This is a genomic window from Flagellimonas aquimarina, from assembly GCF_003149745.1.
Classification (GTDB): Bacteria; Bacteroidota; Bacteroidia; order Flavobacteriales; family Flavobacteriaceae; genus Flagellimonas; species Flagellimonas aquimarina.
Genome location: NZ_QGEG01000001.1, coordinates 1078681 through 1098051 on the forward strand (window position 1 = coordinate 1078681; position 19371 = coordinate 1098051).

General features: G+C 37.0%; 21 protein-coding genes. 10 read left to right on the top strand and 11 right to left on the bottom strand.

The features are described from left to right. From DKG77_RS04950 to DKG77_RS04960, 3 genes are all read left to right on the top strand, one after another. Positions 1 to 1539 (top strand): DUF4301 family protein, encoded by a 1539-nt coding sequence (locus DKG77_RS04950; protein ID WP_109660753.1) that lies wholly within the window; start codon positions 1 to 3, stop codon positions 1537 to 1539. Between the two features lie 692 nt (positions 1540 to 2231). Continuing rightward, positions 2232 to 2537 carry a hypothetical protein gene (locus DKG77_RS04955; protein WP_109660755.1) on the top strand — a complete coding sequence of 102 codons (306 nt, stop codon included), beginning with the start codon at positions 2232 to 2234 and terminating at the stop codon, positions 2535 to 2537. 136 nt (positions 2538 to 2673) lie between these two features. Continuing rightward, on the top strand, positions 2674 to 4017 hold the full coding sequence (locus tag DKG77_RS04960) for a sigma-54-dependent transcriptional regulator (protein ID WP_109660757.1): 1344 nt from the start codon (positions 2674 to 2676) through the stop codon (positions 4015 to 4017). Here DKG77_RS04960 and DKG77_RS04965 read toward each other — a convergent pair. Beyond that, on the bottom strand, positions 3992 to 6460 hold the full coding sequence (locus DKG77_RS04965) for a hybrid sensor histidine kinase/response regulator (protein ID WP_109660759.1): 2469 nt from the start codon (positions 6458 to 6460) through the stop codon (positions 3992 to 3994). The two genes, DKG77_RS04960 and DKG77_RS04965, sit on opposite strands and share 26 nt — an antisense overlap. A 284-nt stretch (positions 6461 to 6744) precedes the next feature. On the opposite strand from DKG77_RS04965, the gene DKG77_RS04970 reads away from it, so the two are divergent. Both DKG77_RS04970 and DKG77_RS04975 read left to right on the top strand, forming a co-directional pair. Next, positions 6745 to 8916: a TonB-dependent receptor gene (locus tag DKG77_RS04970; protein WP_109660761.1), complete on the top strand. Its 2172-nt coding sequence runs from the start codon at positions 6745 to 6747 to the stop codon at positions 8914 to 8916. 43 nt (positions 8917 to 8959) lie between these two features. Then, positions 8960 to 9958, top strand: coding sequence for a Gfo/Idh/MocA family protein (locus tag DKG77_RS04975; protein ID WP_109660763.1), 999 nt, complete (start codon positions 8960 to 8962; stop codon positions 9956 to 9958). A gap of 6 nt (positions 9959 to 9964) precedes the next feature. Here the strand turns inward: DKG77_RS04975 and DKG77_RS04980 are convergent, their stop codons facing one another. Next, entirely contained in the window at positions 9965 to 10402 is a 438-nt protein-coding gene (locus DKG77_RS04980; protein WP_109660765.1) for a Rieske (2Fe-2S) protein, read from the bottom strand. A gap of 187 nt (positions 10403 to 10589) precedes the next feature. Between DKG77_RS04980 and greA the strand changes: the two genes are divergently transcribed. Together greA and DKG77_RS04990 are read left to right on the top strand one after the other, a co-directional pair. Then, positions 10590 to 11066, top strand: a complete 477-nt coding sequence (gene greA, locus DKG77_RS04985; protein ID WP_109660767.1) for a transcription elongation factor GreA — start codon at positions 10590 to 10592, stop codon at positions 11064 to 11066. Between the two features lie 71 nt (positions 11067 to 11137). Then, on the top strand, positions 11138 to 11530 hold the full coding sequence (locus DKG77_RS04990) for an HIT family protein (RefSeq protein WP_109660770.1): 393 nt from the start codon (positions 11138 to 11140) through the stop codon (positions 11528 to 11530). Here DKG77_RS04990 and DKG77_RS04995 read toward each other — a convergent pair. Together DKG77_RS04995 and DKG77_RS05000 are read right to left on the bottom strand one after the other, a co-directional pair. After that, a complete protein-coding gene (locus DKG77_RS04995; RefSeq protein WP_109660772.1) occupies positions 11523 to 11873 on the bottom strand; it encodes a hypothetical protein in 351 nt (116 codons plus the stop codon). The two genes, DKG77_RS04990 and DKG77_RS04995, sit on opposite strands and share 8 nt — an antisense overlap. Positions 11874 to 11879: 6 nt before the next feature. Next, positions 11880 to 13028 carry a sensor histidine kinase gene (locus DKG77_RS05000; protein WP_109660774.1) on the bottom strand — a complete coding sequence of 383 codons (1149 nt, stop codon included), beginning with the start codon at positions 13026 to 13028 and terminating at the stop codon, positions 11880 to 11882. Between the two features lie 125 nt (positions 13029 to 13153). On the opposite strand from DKG77_RS05000, the gene DKG77_RS05005 reads away from it, so the two are divergent. Genes DKG77_RS05005 through aat form a run of 3 tightly spaced genes read left to right on the top strand, consistent with a single transcriptional unit; the run spans position 13154 to position 15628 of the window. Continuing rightward, complete coding sequence (locus DKG77_RS05005) at positions 13154 to 13531, top strand: DUF3127 domain-containing protein (RefSeq protein ID WP_109660776.1); 378 nt, start codon at positions 13154 to 13156, stop codon at positions 13529 to 13531. A 6-nt stretch (positions 13532 to 13537) separates the two neighbouring features. After that, a complete protein-coding gene (locus DKG77_RS05010) occupies positions 13538 to 14914 on the top strand; it encodes a short-chain fatty acid transporter (protein WP_109660778.1) in 1377 nt (458 codons plus the stop codon). 33 nt (positions 14915 to 14947) lie between these two features. After that, positions 14948 to 15628 carry a leucyl/phenylalanyl-tRNA--protein transferase gene (aat, locus tag DKG77_RS05015; protein ID WP_243414846.1) on the top strand — a complete coding sequence of 227 codons (681 nt, stop codon included), beginning with the start codon at positions 14948 to 14950 and terminating at the stop codon, positions 15626 to 15628. Here aat and DKG77_RS05020 read toward each other — a convergent pair. The 7 genes from DKG77_RS05020 to DKG77_RS05050 are packed head-to-tail and all read right to left on the bottom strand — an operon-like array spanning position 15599 to position 19363. Then, positions 15599 to 16282: a DUF2490 domain-containing protein gene (locus DKG77_RS05020; protein ID WP_243414847.1), complete on the bottom strand. Its 684-nt coding sequence runs from the start codon at positions 16280 to 16282 to the stop codon at positions 15599 to 15601. The genes aat and DKG77_RS05020 overlap by 30 nt on opposite strands. Beyond that, entirely contained in the window at positions 16269 to 16856 is a 588-nt protein-coding gene (locus DKG77_RS05025) for a hypothetical protein (protein WP_109660782.1), read from the bottom strand. Before DKG77_RS05025 ends, DKG77_RS05020 begins: the two co-directional genes overlap by 14 nt. Continuing rightward, on the bottom strand, positions 16843 to 17406 hold the full coding sequence (locus tag DKG77_RS05030) for a DNA-3-methyladenine glycosylase I (protein ID WP_109660784.1): 564 nt from the start codon (positions 17404 to 17406) through the stop codon (positions 16843 to 16845). The genes DKG77_RS05025 and DKG77_RS05030 overlap by 14 nt, the downstream gene beginning before the upstream one ends. A 54-nt stretch (positions 17407 to 17460) precedes the next feature. Then, a complete protein-coding gene (locus tag DKG77_RS05035; RefSeq protein WP_133248418.1) occupies positions 17461 to 17826 on the bottom strand; it encodes a hypothetical protein in 366 nt (121 codons plus the stop codon). An 11-nt stretch (positions 17827 to 17837) separates the two neighbouring features. Then, the gene (locus tag DKG77_RS05040; RefSeq protein ID WP_109660787.1) at positions 17838 to 18806 is read right to left on the bottom strand and encodes a sodium-dependent bicarbonate transport family permease; all 969 of its coding nucleotides are present in this window, start codon (positions 18804 to 18806) and stop codon (positions 17838 to 17840) included. 6 nt (positions 18807 to 18812) lie between these two features. Next, complete coding sequence (locus DKG77_RS05045; protein WP_109660789.1) at positions 18813 to 19106, bottom strand: hypothetical protein; 294 nt, start codon at positions 19104 to 19106, stop codon at positions 18813 to 18815. 11 nt (positions 19107 to 19117) lie between these two features. Beyond that, entirely contained in the window at positions 19118 to 19363 is a 246-nt protein-coding gene (locus DKG77_RS05050; protein WP_109660791.1) for a hypothetical protein, read from the bottom strand. Positions 19364 to 19371: the final 8 nt, after the last annotated feature.

Consider the following 19371-nt stretch of genomic DNA (forward strand, 5'->3'; position numbering starts at 1 on the left):
ATGATCGACTTAAGTCAAAGAGATTTAGAACAGCTAGAAAAAAAAGGAATTTCCAAAGAAAAAGTGTTCAACCAAATTGAAACATTTAAAGAAGGAATTCCATTTGTAAAGCTGGTTAGGGCAGCCGTTGTCTCAGATGGAATTTTAAGGTTTTCGGAAGAGGAACAGGTAGATTTGGTTCAATATTTTGAAGATTCCCGTGGAACATTGGATCTTCTAAAATTTGTGCCTGCATCTGGAGCGGCATCCCGCATGTTCAAGGCCATGTTCAATTTTTTGGAGGTTTATGATTCTTCAAAAGAAACACTTGCTGAATATATTGATCGGACTGGGGATAAAGCGGTAAAACAGCTTTCGGAAAAAATGACCAGCTTGCCTTTTTATGAGTTGATAATGGATAGGATTAAAGACAAGGGTGCCAACAAAGATGAGGAAGTGTATTTGTTTGTGAAAGAAATGCTAGTGGCAGATGGCCTAAATTATGGCTTCTACCCCAAAGGTCTTTTGCCTTTCCATAAATATGGTTCTACTAGAGTAACTCCTTTTCAAGAGCACCTAAAGGAAGCCGCACTATATGCAAAAACAGATGGAAACGCCAATCTTCATTTTACCATATCAGAACAACACGATGAAATGTTCAAAAAAGAACATGTAGAAGTTAGCCCAAAAGTTTCCAAAGCTACCGATACCGTATTCAGGATTTCTTACTCCAATCAGAAACCATCCACGGATACAATAGCTGTGGATATGGAGAATAAGCCTTTTAAGAATAGTGATGGTTCAATTCTTTTTAGACCGGGAGGGCATGGTGCATTGATTGAAAACCTGAATGACCAAGATGCAGATGTTATTTTCATCAAGAACATTGATAATGTTGTAGTTGACAAGAATTTGGAAACCGTTGCAAATAGCAAAAAAATGTTGGCGGGGGTATTGTTAAAAGCTCAATCCAAAGCGTTTGAATATGCCAAGGCACTTAATAATGAGAATATTTCTTCAGCTCAAATTGAGACGATAAAAAGGTTTCTGGAGAAAGAATTAAATGTACGTTTTTCAGAAAATCATGACCAAATGAGTTTTGAAGAGCAGGTTTCGGCCCTAAAAGATAAAATTAATCGTCCAATTAGAGTATGCGGAATGGTTAAAAATGAAGGTGAGCCAGGTGGAGGTCCATTCTGGGTAAGCGATACGAATGCAAATGTTTCGCTCCAAATAATAGAATCTGCACAAATAGATATGAATAATGAGCAGCAAGCTGCCACGTTAAAGAATTCAACCCACTTTAATCCCGTAGATTTAATATGTGGAGTAAGGAATCATAAAGGGGAAAAGTACAAGCTTTTGGACTTTGTTGATCCAAAACAAGGTTTTATAACAGGTAAAACCCAAGAGGGAAAAGAGTTAAAAGCATTGGAACTTCCGGGACTTTGGAATGGCGCCATGGCTTTTTGGAACACCATTTTTGTAGAAGTGCCATTAGTGACCTTCAATCCGGTAAAAACGGTAAATGACCTTTTAAAATCAACCCATCAAGCTTAGAAAAAGATAATAAACTTAAAAAAAGACCGCGATCGCGGTCTTTTTTTTGTTTTTAATGTGACCAAACTATTATAAACGTGTCTTAATTATAGATACGAAAACAGAATAGTATGGTAAAGGCAGAATTTAAGGTTTTACTAAAAAGATACAAGGCATATCTAGGCGTGGTTGCCTAGATTATTTTGGTTGGTTGATTTGGTTGAAGGTCGTACATAGTGCGACCTTTTTTTGTGACCTAATTCAAATGAATGTGTCCAATTAATAGAAATCAGAAATAATGCTCTATAAAATAGTATTGGTTATAAGTATTCTGTCCTTTATACTATCCATTTTTTTAGTGGCATCCTATTTGAATAAAGAATATAGAGGAAGGAAAAGAAAATAATTTGGATGGTGCTATGCGAACACTAACCGTGCGTTGTCCATTCCCGCCAATATCATTTTAAATCTTATCTCCATAGAAGGGGTTTAAGATATTGGCAAAATTGAAAAGGCTGCTTAGGCAGCCTTTTTTGTATAAAAAATATACATTCAGAATAACTCCTTACCCACAATTACACAGTGACACATAATTACATTGGTTTTTAATTATCTGATTATAAAGTAGTTAAAATGATTCCTGTGCTATTTTGAATGCTGGCACTGGATTTTCATATAGATAATCAAGTTTAATTTTTAAAATACAATATATCATGAGAAAATTGATTTTTGCAACTGTTTTATCTTTTGTTGGTTTAACAGCTAGTGCCCAAGAAGAAACTGCTGAACTACAAGCAGACGAAACTACAGTAGTAAGTACAGCACAGGATTTTGAAGAAATAAGTGTTTCTGACCTTCCTGAGGCTATTGCAGCTGCTGTTGCAAAAGATTATCCAACAGCCACTGTTAATAAAGCTTATAAAAATGAATCAAATCAATTCAAATTGGAATTGTCATTGGAAGATGGTACTTCTGGCACTTTATATGCAGATTCCGAAGGGAATTGGATAGAGATTTAGTACAAATTTGATTAATCGTGTTAGGTTAGTTTGGTTAAGGAGAGGTCCGCATTGGTGGGCCTCTCCTTTTTATGATAATTTTACAATGCGGTTGAAGTCCCATCCTAGTTCAGTATCGTATATTAGATACTGAGATATGCCCAAAATCTTAATCATTGAGGATGATACCGCTTTTTGTCAAATGCTTCAAAAGTTTTTGATCAAGCATGACTTTGACATTTCCACAAGCTTTACCATTCAAGAGGCCAAAGAGAAACTAAAGACCTCTTTTTTTGATGTAATACTGTCAGATGTAAGACTTCCTGAAGGTGATGGAGTTGCACTACTTTCAGCAATAAAAACAGATTCTCCCAAAACCCAAGTTATATTAATGACAGGCTATGCCGAGGTGAAAACTGCGGTAAGTGCCATAAAAAAAGGGGCGTTTGATTATATTGCTAAACCCTTTACCCCTGAAAACATACTAGCGGTAATCAAGAATGCACTGAATACCAAAACACAGAAAACAGCAGAACTTTCAGAATCAGAAAAGAAAAGGTATACCAAAAACAACAGATCAAATATGATTGTTGGTACCGGAGAAGGTTCTCGAAAGTTACAGCAGTACATAGATTTGGTTGCGCCTACCAACATGTCGGTTTTAATAACTGGGGAGAGTGGCACGGGGAAAGAGGTCACCGCCAAAGCTATTCATGATAAGAGTAAGCGAAAAAATGAAAATTTTGTTGCTGTGGATTGTGGTGCCATACCAAAAGAGATAGCGGCAAGTGAGTTCTTTGGACACCTAAGGGGAAGTTTTACGGGAGCGGTTGAGGATAAAGTAGGTCATTTTGAGGCAGCAAAAGGAGGTACACTTTTTTTAGATGAAATAGGGAATCTATCCTATGAAAATCAAATACAGCTGCTTAGGGCGCTTCAAGAGCGAAAAATTAAACGCGTTGGCAGTACAAAAGAGATTATCGTAGACATAAGAATAATTACAGCTACAAATGAAGATTTATTAAACGCTGTAAGGGAAGGTACTTTTAGAGAAGATCTTTATCATAGGTTAAATGAGTTTTCTATTGAAATACCCTCACTGCAAGAACGGGGCGAGGATTTATTAATCTTTGCCAACTATTTTTTAGATAGAGCAAACGAAGAGCTAGGCAAGAATGTAATAAGCTTTTCAGATGAGGTCAAGCATACTTTGCAAAACTATTCGTGGCCAGGTAATCTTAGGGAGTTAAAAAATGTGATAAAGCGAGCTGTGCTTTTTTCAGATGGAGATGTAGTAATGTCAAGTTCAATTCCTAAAAAAATGGAGAAATCTTCAGAGATGGAATCAGAATCTAAATTTTCTAAATCCAACTATGAGAAAGAAAAAATCCTGAGTGCTTTGAAGCAGACCAACTTTAACAAGAGTAAGGCTGCCAAACTTTTACAGATAACGAGAAAAACACTTTATAATAAGATCAATCAATATCAACTGGAAGTGTAGTTAAAAATGAACGTATAGCTTCTTCCAAATTTGAAATGGAGAGTTTTAACTTTTCTAAATCCTGAACGGTTTTCTTTTGCATGCAATCATCTGACATATGCTCAAACTTTTCAAGTATTGGGATTATGCCATCTACTTTTAACTGTCGGAACATAGGAAGCATTTTATGCGAAATGGACTTGACTCCATCATAATTTCTATTTTCAATAGCAATGGAAAGTAAATTCATATTATTCACTGTATTTTCAAGAAAACTATCCAAAACCTCATGTATTCCTTGAGAACTGTCTAAAAAGGAGGAGATTGTTTCTACACTGAACAATTTGGAATTTGACTTTTGTGTGGTGTTTAGAATAGGATGTCCAAAAGGATAAGGTTTGGAAGAATTTAGAGTGCTGCTTAGTGCATCTAAAAGGGTCATACGAGAAAAGGGTTTTTGAATTACTTCAGAGAAGCCAGCTTCTGTATAAACACTTTTGTCTAAATCTTTTTGGCCTGTCATAGCAATTATAGGTTGGTTTTTGTAGTGGCTGTAATTTCCGTTTTGTAAATTTTTAATAACCTCAAACCCATCAATCGTAGGCATTTGTATATCGGTTAAAACAATGTCATATTGAAAATCACCTATGTTGTCTAAATCTTCAAAACTTGAAAAGGCTCTTGTGGTGATCGCATGCATTTGGCATACTTCTCCTAATAACCCCAATAGCGTTTCGTCATCGTCAAAAATCAGTAGGGATAAATTGTGTTTAAAGCTACTTTGTTTGGGTTTGTCAAAAGGAATTTCAGTGTTCGAAAACTCCAGGGGTAACGAAAGTGTAAAAACACTTCCTTCATTTTCTTTGCTTTCTAGATGTAAAGTGGCCTCTAGAAGCTGTGCCAATTTTTTGGAAATGGTCAAACCCAAACCATAGCCCCCATATTTTTTTTCAATAGAATCACCAGCTTGCGTAAACTCTTTAAAGATGAGTTCTTGTTTTTCTTGCTCAATACCAATGCCCGTATCAATGACCATAATATCAATAAATGGTTCGCCGGCGATTTCTTTAGTAATGGCTTTTACCTTCACATAACCACTATGGGTGAATTTAAAGGCATTGCCTAGGAGGTTGGTTAGTATTTGACGTACTCTAAACGGGTCTCCAACAATGGGAATTCCCAATTCTTCTGCAATTTCCAACTTAAGTTCAATATTTTTTTTATGATGGACTTCTTGAAAGTTGGAAGCCGTTTCTAAAACAAGATGAGAGAGTACATAGGGAACCTTTTCCACTTGAATTCTACCTGCTTCCAACTTCGAAAAATCTAAAAGGTCGTTGACCAAGTCATCAACATATTTTGAAGCAGACTTTACATTTTTTAGATATTGCAACTGTTTGCCATCCAATTTGCTGTGTTCCATAAGTTCTGTATACCCACTAATGGTATTTAAAGGGGTTCTTAGATCATGACTAACAGTGGAAATCAATTGCTCCCTGCTCTTCAAAAGGGATTCAGAGTATTTCTTTTCTTTTTCTAACTGCTGGCGGTATTGCTGTACCTTCCAAAAATCTTTTGTGATTAAGAAAGTGAAAAGACAAACAAAAAGAAAACCTATAATTACTGCTGCCACGGTTAATTGCGTTCCTGTTTTTAAAACCTTCTGCTTATTTAAATTGTCTTGGTAGGCACTCATTATAATTTCTTGTTCAAAAGCTGAAATCATACTCCTGAGCTTTTGGGAAAGCTCTAGATCCGCTTTGTAAATTTGAAGCTCTTTCTCAATTAAGGAACGTTCTATTTTGGCGTTTTTCGTCTTGGCCTGCTCTAATATGGACTTGGATAGTTGCAATACGGAATCTATACCTGCATTGGTTTGGTCTTCTCCTGGGTCCTTGGGAATATTTTTGTTAAGGATTGCTACATATTCTCTAATGGATTTCTGGACTTCAGGTGAAAGCTGCTCAAAATTGGGGACAAAAGTTTCCGGAGTAATTCTTCCCAAATCCACCTCCATTTTGTTGAATTTTTTCAACAAAGAGTCAATGGGAGCACTATTCTCATTTTTAACCTTTAGTTTTCGTAACTCGGCGTTGTTGTAAACTTTTTGTTGCAACAACTTTTGAACACTATCCAATTTAACTACCTGATTGCCATTTGTTGTCAAAAGCTTTAAACTATCTATAGAGTTGAATATGGAGTCTACTTTTTGAGCATAAGCTTTTAGATTGCTCCTTTTCTTGCTCTGCAAAGCCAGTTTGGATAAGTTTTCTGCTTCATAAATATCTGTGAGCAATGAATTTGTCTTCAATAACTTGATATTATCCTCTTCTTTGTTTTGAGAAGCATTGTAGTTTTTGAATTCAGAATAAATGAAAACTGAGGCTAAGAGGGCCACGATACCTAAAACCAAATAACTCGAAATTATTTTTAAGGTAAATCTTCGTTTAGATGTGGGGTACATACAAAGTGTTATTCCCAATACATACGAAATGAGGCATTAGAAAGATTGTTGCAAAAAGTTAATTAACATGTTTTTTTTCTATGAAAAATGAATTTGAGGAACTACATTTGCCCCATCTCAAAGGGGTGCTTTTTTAAAGGCTGAGATTATACCCAATGAACCTGGGCGGGTAATGCTGCCAAGGGAATGCGCATAGCGCATCTTGGAATTTCCATGTTTCTTTTGAAACAAAAATCAATTTTTAACAAGAATAATGGCCCCTTTTATTCGTAACATTTTTACGGATGAAAACTTTATTCACAACTATGGCCCTTTGCGGGCTGGCACTTGTTGGCAGTGCCCAAGAAAAACCAATAGATTCTTTAGAAGGGAAAAAAATTGTGCTGGACGAAGTATTGGTCCAAGCTATTAGGGTAACAAAAGAATTTCCAATTACTTTTTCCAACTTGGACAAGGAAGCAATTGCTCCAAGAAATCTAGGGCAAGACATTCCAATTTTAATGAACTTTTTACCTGCAGTGGTGACTACATCTGATGCTGGGGCGGGAATTGGCTATACGGGCATCCGTGTTAGAGGCAGCGATGCAACTAGGGTAAATGTGACCATCAATGGTGTTCCTTATAATGATGCAGAATCACAGGGTACTTTTTGGGTGAACATGCCCGATTTTGCTTCATCAACAGAAAGCCTTCAATTGCAGCGAGGAGTTGGTACATCCACAAATGGAGCTGGAGCTTTTGGAGCAAGCTTAAATTTACTCACAGATGCTTTTGTAGAGGAGGCCTATGGTAGAGTGTCTTCCTCTATTGGAAGTTTTAATACCTTAAGGAATAACCTAAAGTTTAGTACTGGCCTCCTTAATGACCATGTTGAAATTTCTGGAAGGTTATCAAGAATTACTTCTGATGGATATATAGATAGGGCAAGCTCAAAACTAGATGCTTATTTTCTACAGGGAACCTATAAAGATGACAATACTTTGGTAAAAGCATTGCTTTTTGGAGGTCATGAGATTACCTATCAGTCGTGGTTTGGAATAGATGCGGAAACATTAAGAACGGACCGTACTTTTAACCCTGCCGGAATATATACGGACGAAAATGGGAATACACAATTCTATGACAGAGAAGAGGACAACTACAAACAAGATCATTTTCAATTGCACTGGAATGAAAGCATAAGTCCTTCATGGAGTTCTAACATTGCCTTTCATTACACAAGAGGAAGGGGTTATTTTGAGCAGTTTAGAGAAGATGATGATTTTGCAACCTATGGTTTTGAGCCCCTAACGATTAATGGAGAAGCAGTAAATACTACAGATTTGATTAGAAGAAGGTGGTTGGATAATGATTTTTATGGAACGGTCCTCTCCTTAAATCACAAGAAGGAAAATCTAGATTTAATTATTGGTGGTGGTTATAATGTGTACAAAGGGGACCACTTTGGAGAAGTTATCTGGGCACGTTTTGCTGGCAATAGCAATATTAGAGATCGTTATTATGATGACAACTCCACTAAAACTGATTTTAACAGCTATGTAAAGGCCAACTATAAACTAGATAGTAAATGGTCCATATTTGGAGATTTACAATATAGGGGAGTAAGCTATGAGGCCAATGGAGAAGATACGGGATTGGTCGATGATACATTCAATTTTTTCAACCCAAAAGCTGGGATCACTTTTAATTTGAACCAAGGCAACAACTTCTATTTTTCATATGCTGTGGCCAATAGGGAACCCAATAGAAATGATTATGAGAACGGAAATCCCAAACCTGAACGTTTAAACGATTTTGAACTGGGCTGGCGATATGTTTCCCCAGATTTTCAACTTAACACCAATATGTATTACATGCGCTACAAGGACCAATTAGTGCTCACGGGAGAGTTAAATGACGTAGGAGCGCCGCTGCGTGCCAATGTAGGGGATAGCTATCGACTAGGCTTGGAGATAGATGCAAATATTAAATTAGGAAACAAGTTTGCGGTACAGCCAAACATTGCTCTAAGTGATAACAGAAATATCGATTTTGTTTTCCAAAGAGATGGGGAGCTTGAGGATTTGGGAAATACGCACATTGCATATTCGCCCAATATAGTGGCAGGAAACATCCTTTCTTTCATGCCTAACGAAAACCTGCAATTATCCTTACTGTCAAAATTTGTTGGCAAGCAGTATATGGGCAATATTGATTCTGAAACTTCCGTTCTGGAAAGTTATTCGCAAACAGATTTTAATGTGCAATATATTATTGAAACGAACTCCTTTGTAAAGAGTATAGTACTTTCTGCTTTGGTCAATAACATTTTTGATGAGGACATAGTTTCAAACGGATATTTTTTCACTTTTGATGATGATTTTTCAAATCCAGGTTCTATTAGTACAGTAGAAGGTGCTGGATTTTATCCTCAGGCCGGTATAAACTTTATATTGGGAGCAACCGTTAATTTCTAGCACGGGCCATTGCCGTTTTAAGGGATTCTGTATTTTTATGATCATGACAGAATCCCTTACTTCTTTTAAAAAACTTCCTATACGTTGGGGAGTTATAGGTTGCGGAAATGTTACCGAGAAAAAGAGCGTTCCGGCTTATCAAATGACAGAAGGCTTTCTGGTGAATATGGTCATGAGGCGTGATGCTGAGAAAGTGGAAGATTACGCCAGAAGACATGGAGTTCCAAATTGGACGACCAATGCAAAAGAAGTAATAGAAAATCCAAATATTGATGCCATTTATATTGCAACACCTCCAGATACGCATAGATTTTATGCACTTCAAGTGGCCGCAGCAGGAAAACTATGTTGCATAGAAAAACCAATGGCTCCAAATTACCAACAAAGTTTGGCCATTTATGAGGCGTTCAGAATAAAAAATTTGCCTCTTTTCATCTCATATTATCGCCGCTCCCTTCCTAGATTTAACAAAATAAAGGAATGGATAGATCAGAATCTAATAGGAGAGATCAGACATATTCATTGGCAAAAGACAAAACCACCCAGCGATATAGATTTAAGTGGGAAGTATAATTGGAGAACCGACAAAAACATTGCTCCTGGTGGTTATTTTGATGATTTGGCAAGTCATGGATTGGACTTGTTTACGTATCTCTTAGGAGATATTGAAGAAGCCAATGGAATTGCTTTAAACCAACAGGGCTTGTATACTGCATTTGATGCAGTAACTGGAGCTTGGCTTCATGATGGTGGAATTACTGGAGAGGGCAATTGGAATTTTGGAACTTACCACCGTATTGATAAAGTTCAAATATTTGGTTCTCAAGGGAAAATAAGTTTTTCTGTTTTTGATGAAAGTCCAATTGAATTGGAGAACGCATTAGGACATCAGGAAATGAATATTCCCCATCCCGAACATATTCAGCAATTTCATGTGGAAAATATAAAAGATCATCTTTTAGGAAAGGCCGTACATCCTTCTTTAGGGAACGCCGGACTGCACACCAGTTGGATTATGGACAAAATATTAGGAACTCACTAATTACAACTAATTGGAAATTGTTATGGTATTTCCACTTTGTGTTGCCCTGTAGAAAAGTAAATCATAATAGCGGTTACCATCATCGGGTCTGTCTAGTTGTTGTCCGGTAAAAAGACTATAGGTGTAATTTTCGCACGAACAAATAACATTTTGCCCATCAATGGTCATTGTGGAACAAGCATTGGGTGCATGATTGGGACAACTAGCTTCAAAAGCAAAAAAGGTATCCAAGCCAGATTTTATAACAAAGGCCCCGCGAGTTCCCACGCCGTTATTTCCAACAAAAACTGGGTTGCCTATGGTATTTAATCCACTATAAAGAGGAAGATTCAGATTTAAGTCAAACCTAAAACTAACTTCTTGAAGAAAGGGATTCCTGTTAGTACTGTCAGAATCACAAGAAATAGCAAAAATCAATAAGATACAGCCCCAGAAGTGCCTCATAGTGTAGATTTGAAAACGTTATCTGAGCAAATTTGGGCAAAAAATACGTATATTTGCGTTAAATCCTCGCTAAAAACCTATGCCAGTCATAGAGCCAGTTGGGGATTTTTTGTATTTGTAGCCATAAAGTGCATTGGGAAAATAATTCTATTTTCTTCAGTGTTCTCTTGTATTAAAATATGACGATATGAGTAAAGTATCTTATTATACAGCCGAAGGATTAAAAAAATTAAGAGAAGAATTAAATTACCTGAAGGATGTGGAAAGGCCTAAGGCCTCACAGGCTATTGGAGAGGCTAGAGATAAAGGGGATTTGTCCGAAAATGCTGAGTACGATGCTGCAAAAGAAGCACAGGGTCTTTTAGAGATGAAAATTTCCAAAATGGAAGAGACCCTTGCTAACGCCAGATTAATTGATGAATCACAATTAGATACCTCAAAAGTATTGGTTTTATCAACTGTAAAATTAAAAAACCAGACCAATGGCATGGAGATGAAATATACTCTCGTGGCAGAGAGTGAGGCCGACCTCAAAACAGGTAAGATTTCTGTAACTTCACCTATTGGGAAAGGCTTATTGGGGAAATCTGTTGGTGATGTGGCGGAGATTACCGTGCCCAACGGAACGTTAAAGTTTGATATTTTGGAGATTACACGCGATTAGGAGGTGCTATAATTCTTATATTTAATCTCGTTCCTAACGGGATTTTTGTTCAAAACCAAACCAAACCAAGCATGCCCAGTATTTTCACCAAAATCATTAGTGGAGAGATTCCCTGTTATAAGATAGCCGAGGACTCAGATAACTTTGCTTTTCTCGATATTAATCCAAATTCAAAAGGACACACACTCTGTGTTCCTAAAAAAGAAGTGGACAAACTATTGGATTTGGATGAAGAATCATATAACAAGCTGATGTTATTCTCCAGAAAAGTTGGAAAAGCCATTGAAGCGGCCATTTCTTGTAAGCGTGTGGGAATGACCGTTATAGGTTTGGAGGTCCCACATGTTCATGTACATCTAATTCCATTGCATAGCATGAAAAATGTAACTTTTGCACATAAAGAGAGTATGGGCCCCGAAGAATTTGAATCTATTGCAGAAAAAATAAGAAACTACATTAAATAAAACCTTCCATATAAAAATAAATAGCTGCTCCACCCAATCCTAAGATAAGTATTAGTAAAACAAAGAAAAGCGTGGTAAACCTCACTGAAGTCCTATCCGGGGCCACTAATTTATTATAATACTCAAATACCCTTTCAATATCCGGAGTCCAGTTTACAGGGTAAATTATGGAATAACATTTCTTACATTTTATCTCATGGGTTACCTGATCTGTAGTCCTATGAAAAAATGGATTGTAAGTATGTCTCTGGTAAAAGGTGAGCTTAAGCTCCTGGTTAAAGCACTCAGGACAGTTATTGGTAATTTCGGCTTCTTTTATTGCAATTTGTTTTTCCTTTGCCATGACTCATTAAACATTTGCTTTAAGGGAAATTTGCATGATTGTTCCTTCTTTACTTGACGAAAGTACTTTAATTTTTCCTTTATGGTACTCTTCCACAATTCTTTTTACCAATGAAAGCCCAAGCCCCCAACCTCTCTTTTTTGAGGTTACTCCTGGACTAAAAATAGTTTGAAAATCACTTTTTGGAATACCATGTCCCGTATCTGATACCAAAATATTGACAAATTGTCCTTTTTTCTCGATCTCTATAGTAATGTTTCCCCTCCCTTTCATGGCATCAATTCCATTTTTCACAAGATTTTCAATACTCCAATTAAACAAAGGAGGGTTAAGAAGAACAGGTAATTCATCAATACTGGATGTAAAAGAAAAATGGATGAGTTTGGAACTTCTTCGTTTTAAATATTCATAGGCTTTTTCAGTTTCCGAAACGATATCGTGTACTTCCAGATCTGGAATAGACCCTATCTTGGAAAAACGGTCCGTAATGGTCTCTAACCGCTTAATGTCCTTTGCAATCTCTTTCGTTATGTCTGTGTTAATGTTTTCAGATTTCAATAGTTCGTTCCAACCCAATAGTGATGTTAAGGGAGTTCCTATTTGATGCGCTGTTTCTTTCGCCATTCCTGCCCAAAGCTTGTTTTGTTCTGATGCTTTGTTGGTTTTAAAGAAAAAGAAAATAACTGCTCCAAAAAGAAAGATGATCAAAAGCAAGGCCAAAGGGTAATACTTCAGTTTGTTCAGAACTTCAGAATTTCCATAATAGAGTGTTTCCAAAAGTTCCCCTTCTTGAATAATGTGTATGGGTTCGTTCTCGCTTTCAAACTGTCTTATTTTTTTTTGAATGTAAACACTGTCGGTTGCTTTTTCCTCAGCAATGTTGTGTGTTTTTATGGAACCTTCCTCATTTACCAAAATCATGGGGGTAGAGGTATTGTTGCCCATAACCTTTAAGGTCAAGTTCCCCAATTCTTGGTCTACGGAAGATTGAATAAGTTCTAACTGTGCCGTTGCCCAGATTTCCATTTTTAAACGCTCTTCTTCCTTAAAATTTTTAAAGAAACTATTGGTGTTCCAAAGAATAAGGCTCACAATAACGAATGCCGAGATCAATAGGATGATGTTGGAGGTCTTCTTTTTGGGGTTGAAGTTCATTTTTTGGTACAATTGTGATTAAAGATAGCGGAAAATGTAAAAATATGTTGATACTTCGTTGTTGTGGATGGTTTTTATTAGGGTTCATTTTATGTATTTTTGATGCTTATTGAAAAGTAGCATAGATGGAAGTCCAAGGAAAAATTAAAATGATTGATGAAACCAAAACCTACGGTAACAATGGTTTCAGAAAAAGAGAATTAGTGGTTACTACAGAGGAGCAATACCCTCAGCATATTTTAGTGGAATTTGTGCAAGATAAGTGCGATTTGCTCAACAATTACAGTGTTGGCCAAATGGTAAAAGTAAGCATAAACTTAAGGGGCAGAGAGTGGGTAAATCCGCAGGGAGAAACCAAATATTTTAACTCCATCCAAGGTTGGCGAATTGAAAACCTACAGGAAGAAACAAGCGGCGAAAATATGCCGCCGGTTCCACCAATGGAAGCTTTTGAACCTGCAGATAACCTTAAAGAGGAAGATCACGACGATTTGCCATTCTAGCGGGCTTTGGGGCTTACCAAGGCAATAGAACATGTATTTAGAAGGTATTTGCCTTCCCCATTTACAATTGCGGTACTTCTTACAATACTGACTATTGTACTGGCCTTTATTTTTACTGAAAACACTTCTGATAAAAATCATTTAGCAGTTATTCTTTCCCATTGGGAAAATGGAATATGGAACAATGGTCTTTTGGTCTTCGCCTACCAAATGATGCTCATTTTAGTTCTGGGCCATGTGTTGGTGTTGAGCAGACCCATGGAGCGATTGATTCTGGGCATTACCAAATTTGTAAATAACACCTCCAATGCAGCTTTATTGGTGGCGTTGCCAACAATGTTGGTCTCCTTTTTTAATTGGGGACTAGGGCTCATTTTTGGTGCCATTTTGGCTAGAAAAGTTGGGGAATATGCCCAGGCCAACAATATACCCATCAATTACCCTTTAATTGGCGCATCTGGTTATGTGGGCTTAATGGTTTGGCATGGAGGAATAAGTGGATCGGCTCCAATAAAAGTTTCGGAAGCAGGACACTTAAAAAGCTTATTGGAGGGGATTTCCAATGTTGATCTCTTGGAGCAATTGCCCGAAACTATTTCTACCTCGCTTACGGTATTTAGTCATTGGAATCTTGTTCTATTTGTTGTTGTAGCTTTGTCCATTGCCATTACGGTGTATTATTTAGGGAAAAGAGTAAGCCCTGGTAATGTTGATTTAAAAGAGTACAAATTTAAATCTGTAGAGAAGGAAAATCTAGTAGGAGCGGAAAGATTGGATTACTCAAAAATAGCAGCTACATGCTTTGGAGCTTTAATTTTAGTTGCTTTTTTACTTCAATATTTACCGGCCCTCAAAGCCCTTAATATCACTCCAAATATGCTCAACTTCTTTATGTTGGGCCTGGCAATTATCCTCCACGGAAGTTTTAAGAGTTTTTTGGTGGCAGTGGAAGAGGCCATTGGTGACACTGCAGGAATTCTTATTCAATTTCCATTATATTTTGGAATTATGGGAATTATGGGTGGCAGCGGAATGATCAATGATATTTCAGATTTTTTTGTGTCAATAAGCACTACTACAACCTTACCCATTTTCACTTTTTTAAGCGCAGGTCTTGTAAATATTTTTGTTCCAAGTGGTGGTGGTCAATGGGCCGTGCAAGGACCACTGGTATTGGAATCTGCTATGCAGTTGGGCGTTCCATTGCCAAAAGCGGTTATGGCCTTGGCCTACGGGGATCAGGTAACAAATATGTTGCAACCTTTTTGGGCTTTGCCACTCTTGGGAATTACAAAATTAAAGGCCAAGGAGATTTTACCATACACCCTCATTTTTATGTTGATAGGAAGTCTTGTTTATATAAGTGGACTTCTTATTTTGTAAGCGTTTTTCCGTAGTTTTATTAAAAATTGCATCTTGGAAAAAGACTCAAAAAACCTTCCTTTGTTTTTTTTAGGAGATAGGTTGGAATTTCCTCCTGTTGAGGCTGCCAATGAGGACGGTCTTCTGGCTGTGGGAGGGGATTTATCTCCTGAACGTCTGCTTTTGGCTTATAAAAGTGGGATTTTTCCATGGTTTAACGAAGATGCTTTGATTTTATGGTGGAGCCCTGATCCAAGAATGGTTCTTTTTCCAAACAAAATCAAAATCTCAAAAAGTATGAGAAAAGTACTGCGTAACGATCAATTTAGGTTAACGCAAAACACTTGTTTTGAGGAAGTATTGGATAATTGTGCAAAAGTCCAACGCAAGGGGCAAGAAGGAACATGGATTACTCCAAAAATGAAATTGGCATACCTAGATCTTTTTGAGAAAGGCTTTGCCAAATCTTTTGAGGTATGGGAAGGTGATGTTTTAGTTGGAGGTCTTTATGGAGTGGATTTGGGACATGTTTTCTGTGGAGAAAGTATGTTCAGTGCAAAACCAAATGCTTCTAAGTTTGCATTTATTAAAATGGTTCAGGAATGTGAGGAAAATGGCTATAAGCTAATTGATTGCCAAGTGCATACAGAACATCTGGAGAGTTTAGGGGCAGAAGAGATTTCAAGGGACTTTTTCATGAAAATTTTACAGGATCAATTGTACACTGGTCAATAGGAAAAAAATATTTTGAGGAAAAGTTGAAGTGTAATCTTCCACGCGATATTCTATTCCAGCTTGAATTTTTAACCCATCTTGAACGCGCCACCCCAATTGACTACTGACCCTAGTGTCATATTGTGGCAAATTACCTTTTGCAACACTCAATAAGTTTTCAAATCCGCCAACAAAATAAGGTTCCCCAATGTTTAATTTTTCACCTTTAAGTGGAAAATCAACTGCAAAACGATATCGGAATCTGTGTATGGTCAAAGCTTTTGTAATACGCTGCTCTGTTCGGAATCTATGTCCAAACCTTACCACAAGAGGTCTTTTTGTAAAGTTGAACTGCTGGGTTAACCTAACTTCATCACCCTTATCTTCAAAAATATTTCGAAACCGATATTGCACACCAAAGGCCAAACTTTGGTTATCAGTAAGGTTGAATTTGGAAAAATGTACGATATCAATTTGCCTGGCATCATATCCAAAACCTCCATTTTTAATAAGATAGGCCCTATGTGCCAATGAAAAATTATGGGAATAGGTATTGGATACTTTATAATTGACTGCAGCCTGTGGTTGCCAAAATGCAGTAAGGTTATCTTGCGCTTTTAGAGATGATATCCACACAAAACAAATGAGGAATAAAAACCATTTAGTACAGGACATGATCATAAGTTGACGATAGTGATTTACGTAGATTTAGAAATTCACCATCTGCATTAAAAAGAGCCTCATAGGTTTGATAGCCTTCACTATCCTTAGAAGTAAAAACAATTTCATAATTAATATAGGGTAATATGAGGTTTTGAAAAGCCTGCTTTATAACTTTCTCCGGATGTATGTTACCTACGGGGTATTGTTGTTGAATTTTTACAACACGTACTTTTTGAAAATTCTTTTTAAAATAATTATTGATGATGTCCCAACTATCATCTGGAATATCATTTTCCTTGATTTTAAATTCCACATCTTCGAGTTCCCCCTGTTCATCAAATTCAATGCTATAATGCAACCGGGCTTTTTTAAACTTTACTTCAAAGCTCTTTTTAATGCTATCAATTTCTTTGTAAAAGCGAATCCTTTTTGATGATACAAGTTGCTCAGAAACAAGTTCATAGGCATTGGAAGGAAAATCTGTTTTAGATATTCTGAACTCTTGCTCAAATTTATTCTGAGACCAAAGAGAGAAGAACGGAAGTAAAAAAAATAGAGTTTTCAATATGTACTTAAACTTCGTCATACCTAAAACAACTTACCTCGTGATCATTCACCATTCCCGTAGCCTGCATTTGGGCATAGATTACCGTACTTCCAACAAATTTAAATCCACGCTTTTTTAAATCCTTGCTAATGGCGTCAGAAAGTGGTGTGGTCGCGGGCCCTTCTTTGTAGTTCTGAAGCTTGTTTTTAATGGGTTTTCCATCAACAAAACCCCAAATATATGAGCTAAAACTGCCAAATTCTTTTTGGATTTCCATAAAAGCGCGGGCATTGGAAATTGTGGCATTCACTTTTAATTTATTTCTGATGATCCCTGGATTATCCAGAAGTTCATCAACCTTATCTTGGTCATACTTGGCAATTTTCCGATAGTCAAAATTATCAAAAGCCTTTCTAAAATTCTCTCTTTTTTTCAGTACCGTAATCCAGCTCAAACCTGCTTGGAATGTTTCTAAAATCAAAAACTCAAAAAGCGTTGCATCATCTTTAACGGGAACCCCCCATTCCTTGTCATGGTACTCTTCGTAGAGTGAATCACCTTCGCACCAACCACAGCGTTGTTTATTCATCAATAAGATTTTATCTAAAGATAAAGGAAATTGTGTTTTCCGTTCAGTCCTAATTTAAACTGGAATGAGCTCTTTGGCAACAATGGCTTGGTCAAGATTTACAAACAGCCTGCTTTGTCCTCTGTAAAAATCATTTTTGTCCTTTCTTTCCAAAATCACTTTTTGAACTGCATTGGACAATTCCAATATTCCAATGATTACAACTGTTTGGTTGATTATTTTATGAGCGGGAATAATTAGTTCTGAGTCCTGGGCACCGTCATTCAGAGAATCGTTAAGATAGAGATAAGACCTATTTGCCGGCTCTCCAATTTTGAATATGGCGCCTAGCTTTACTTCATAGTTTTTATGGTAGGGTTTGATGGAGGTTTCATCAGCTTTGTGGTTTGGAAAAATAACAGGGCGTTCTTTCTTTTTCATTTGCCATGACTTTATGGTTGAAAACATTGTATGATAAAAAGGTAAAGTGGCATCCCGAGTGTAATATTAAAGGGAAAGGTGAATGCCAATGCCATTGGCACATATAGGCTTGGATTAGCCTTTGGGGCGGCTATACGCATTGCGGCAGGTACGGCAATGTAGGATGCACTAGCTGCCAAAATGGAGAACAAAAATCGGTTTCCTACGCTTTCCGTTATAAATTGGCTGAACCATGCCACAAAGCAGCCATTGATTACCGGTAGACCAATTGAAAAGATAAGGGCAAACCAGCCCTTTTTAATAAAATCATTAAGCTTTTTTCCGCTCGTAATACCCATATCTAAAAGAAATACTGCTAGAAAGCCTTTAAAAATATCTGTAGTAAATGGTTTAATACCCTCAGCTTGGTGCTCATTGGCCAAAAAACCAATGGCCAAACTACCCAAAATCAATAGTACACTACCATTTGTTACGGAGTGATGCAGGACTTTTTTAAAGTTGCTTTTCTTTTCCTTGTCTCTTTTAAAGAAGGCCATCAACAGTACTCCAATTATAATAGAAGGTGCTTCCATCAATGCCATGACCGCAACCATATGCCCGCCAAAGTCTATGTTTTCAATCTCTAGAAAAGAAATTGCGGTCACAAATGTGACCGCACTTACTGAGCCATAAGCTGCCGCTATTGCGCCAGAGTTTTCAACGCTAAATTTTCTTCTAAGAATGAAATAGGCAAAAACCGGCACCGAAATAGCCAAGAAAATGCCAAATAACAGGGACCATATTATCTCCATGTTAAATTCACTGTGGGAGAGTTCCAGCCCTCCCTTAAACCCTATTGCAAAAAGCAGGTACAATGAAATAAACTTTGAAGAATTCTGCGGGATTTCAAGATCGCTCTTTAATTGAACGGCGATGATGCCGAGAAAGAAAAATAATAAAGCGGGGTTGGTTAAGTTGTCAATAAGAAGGTGTAAGTCCATTTAGTTTTACTCTTCCAAAGAGATTTTAAGAATACCATCTATACGAAGTCTTTTCCCTTCGCTTCTTAAGCTATTGATGAATTCATTTGCAATAACTTTTTCTCTTTCCAGTTCAGCTATTCTTTCATCTGGATATTTGGTGTTGGCATCTCTGTCCCCCTCGCACCATGACAGACGCTGAAGCTTATGAAAGTTAATTTTCTGATTTAATAAGGATGTAATGACATCGCATGCTTCAGATGGGGTAAAGCTGCCATCAACCAATTGTATTTTTTGTTTTGTCTCGATTAAAGTTTCCATTTTTCTTGTTTTTAAATTGTTTTGGATTTTTTTGTTTGTCTCTTTCCAATGATATTAATGGACAGTAGACCGAATACGATTGACATTGAGATGCTCAGCCACCCAAAGAATAGAAAATCATTTAGGGCAGAAAGTATTAGAATGCTACCGAACATAAACCCCATTAAGGCGTAGTATATCGGATAGAATTTTTCTGCATCTTTTGTCTTGGCCTTTTTGGCCAAAAATTTTTGTGAATGTGAAAGTTTGTACAGCATGGTTTTTA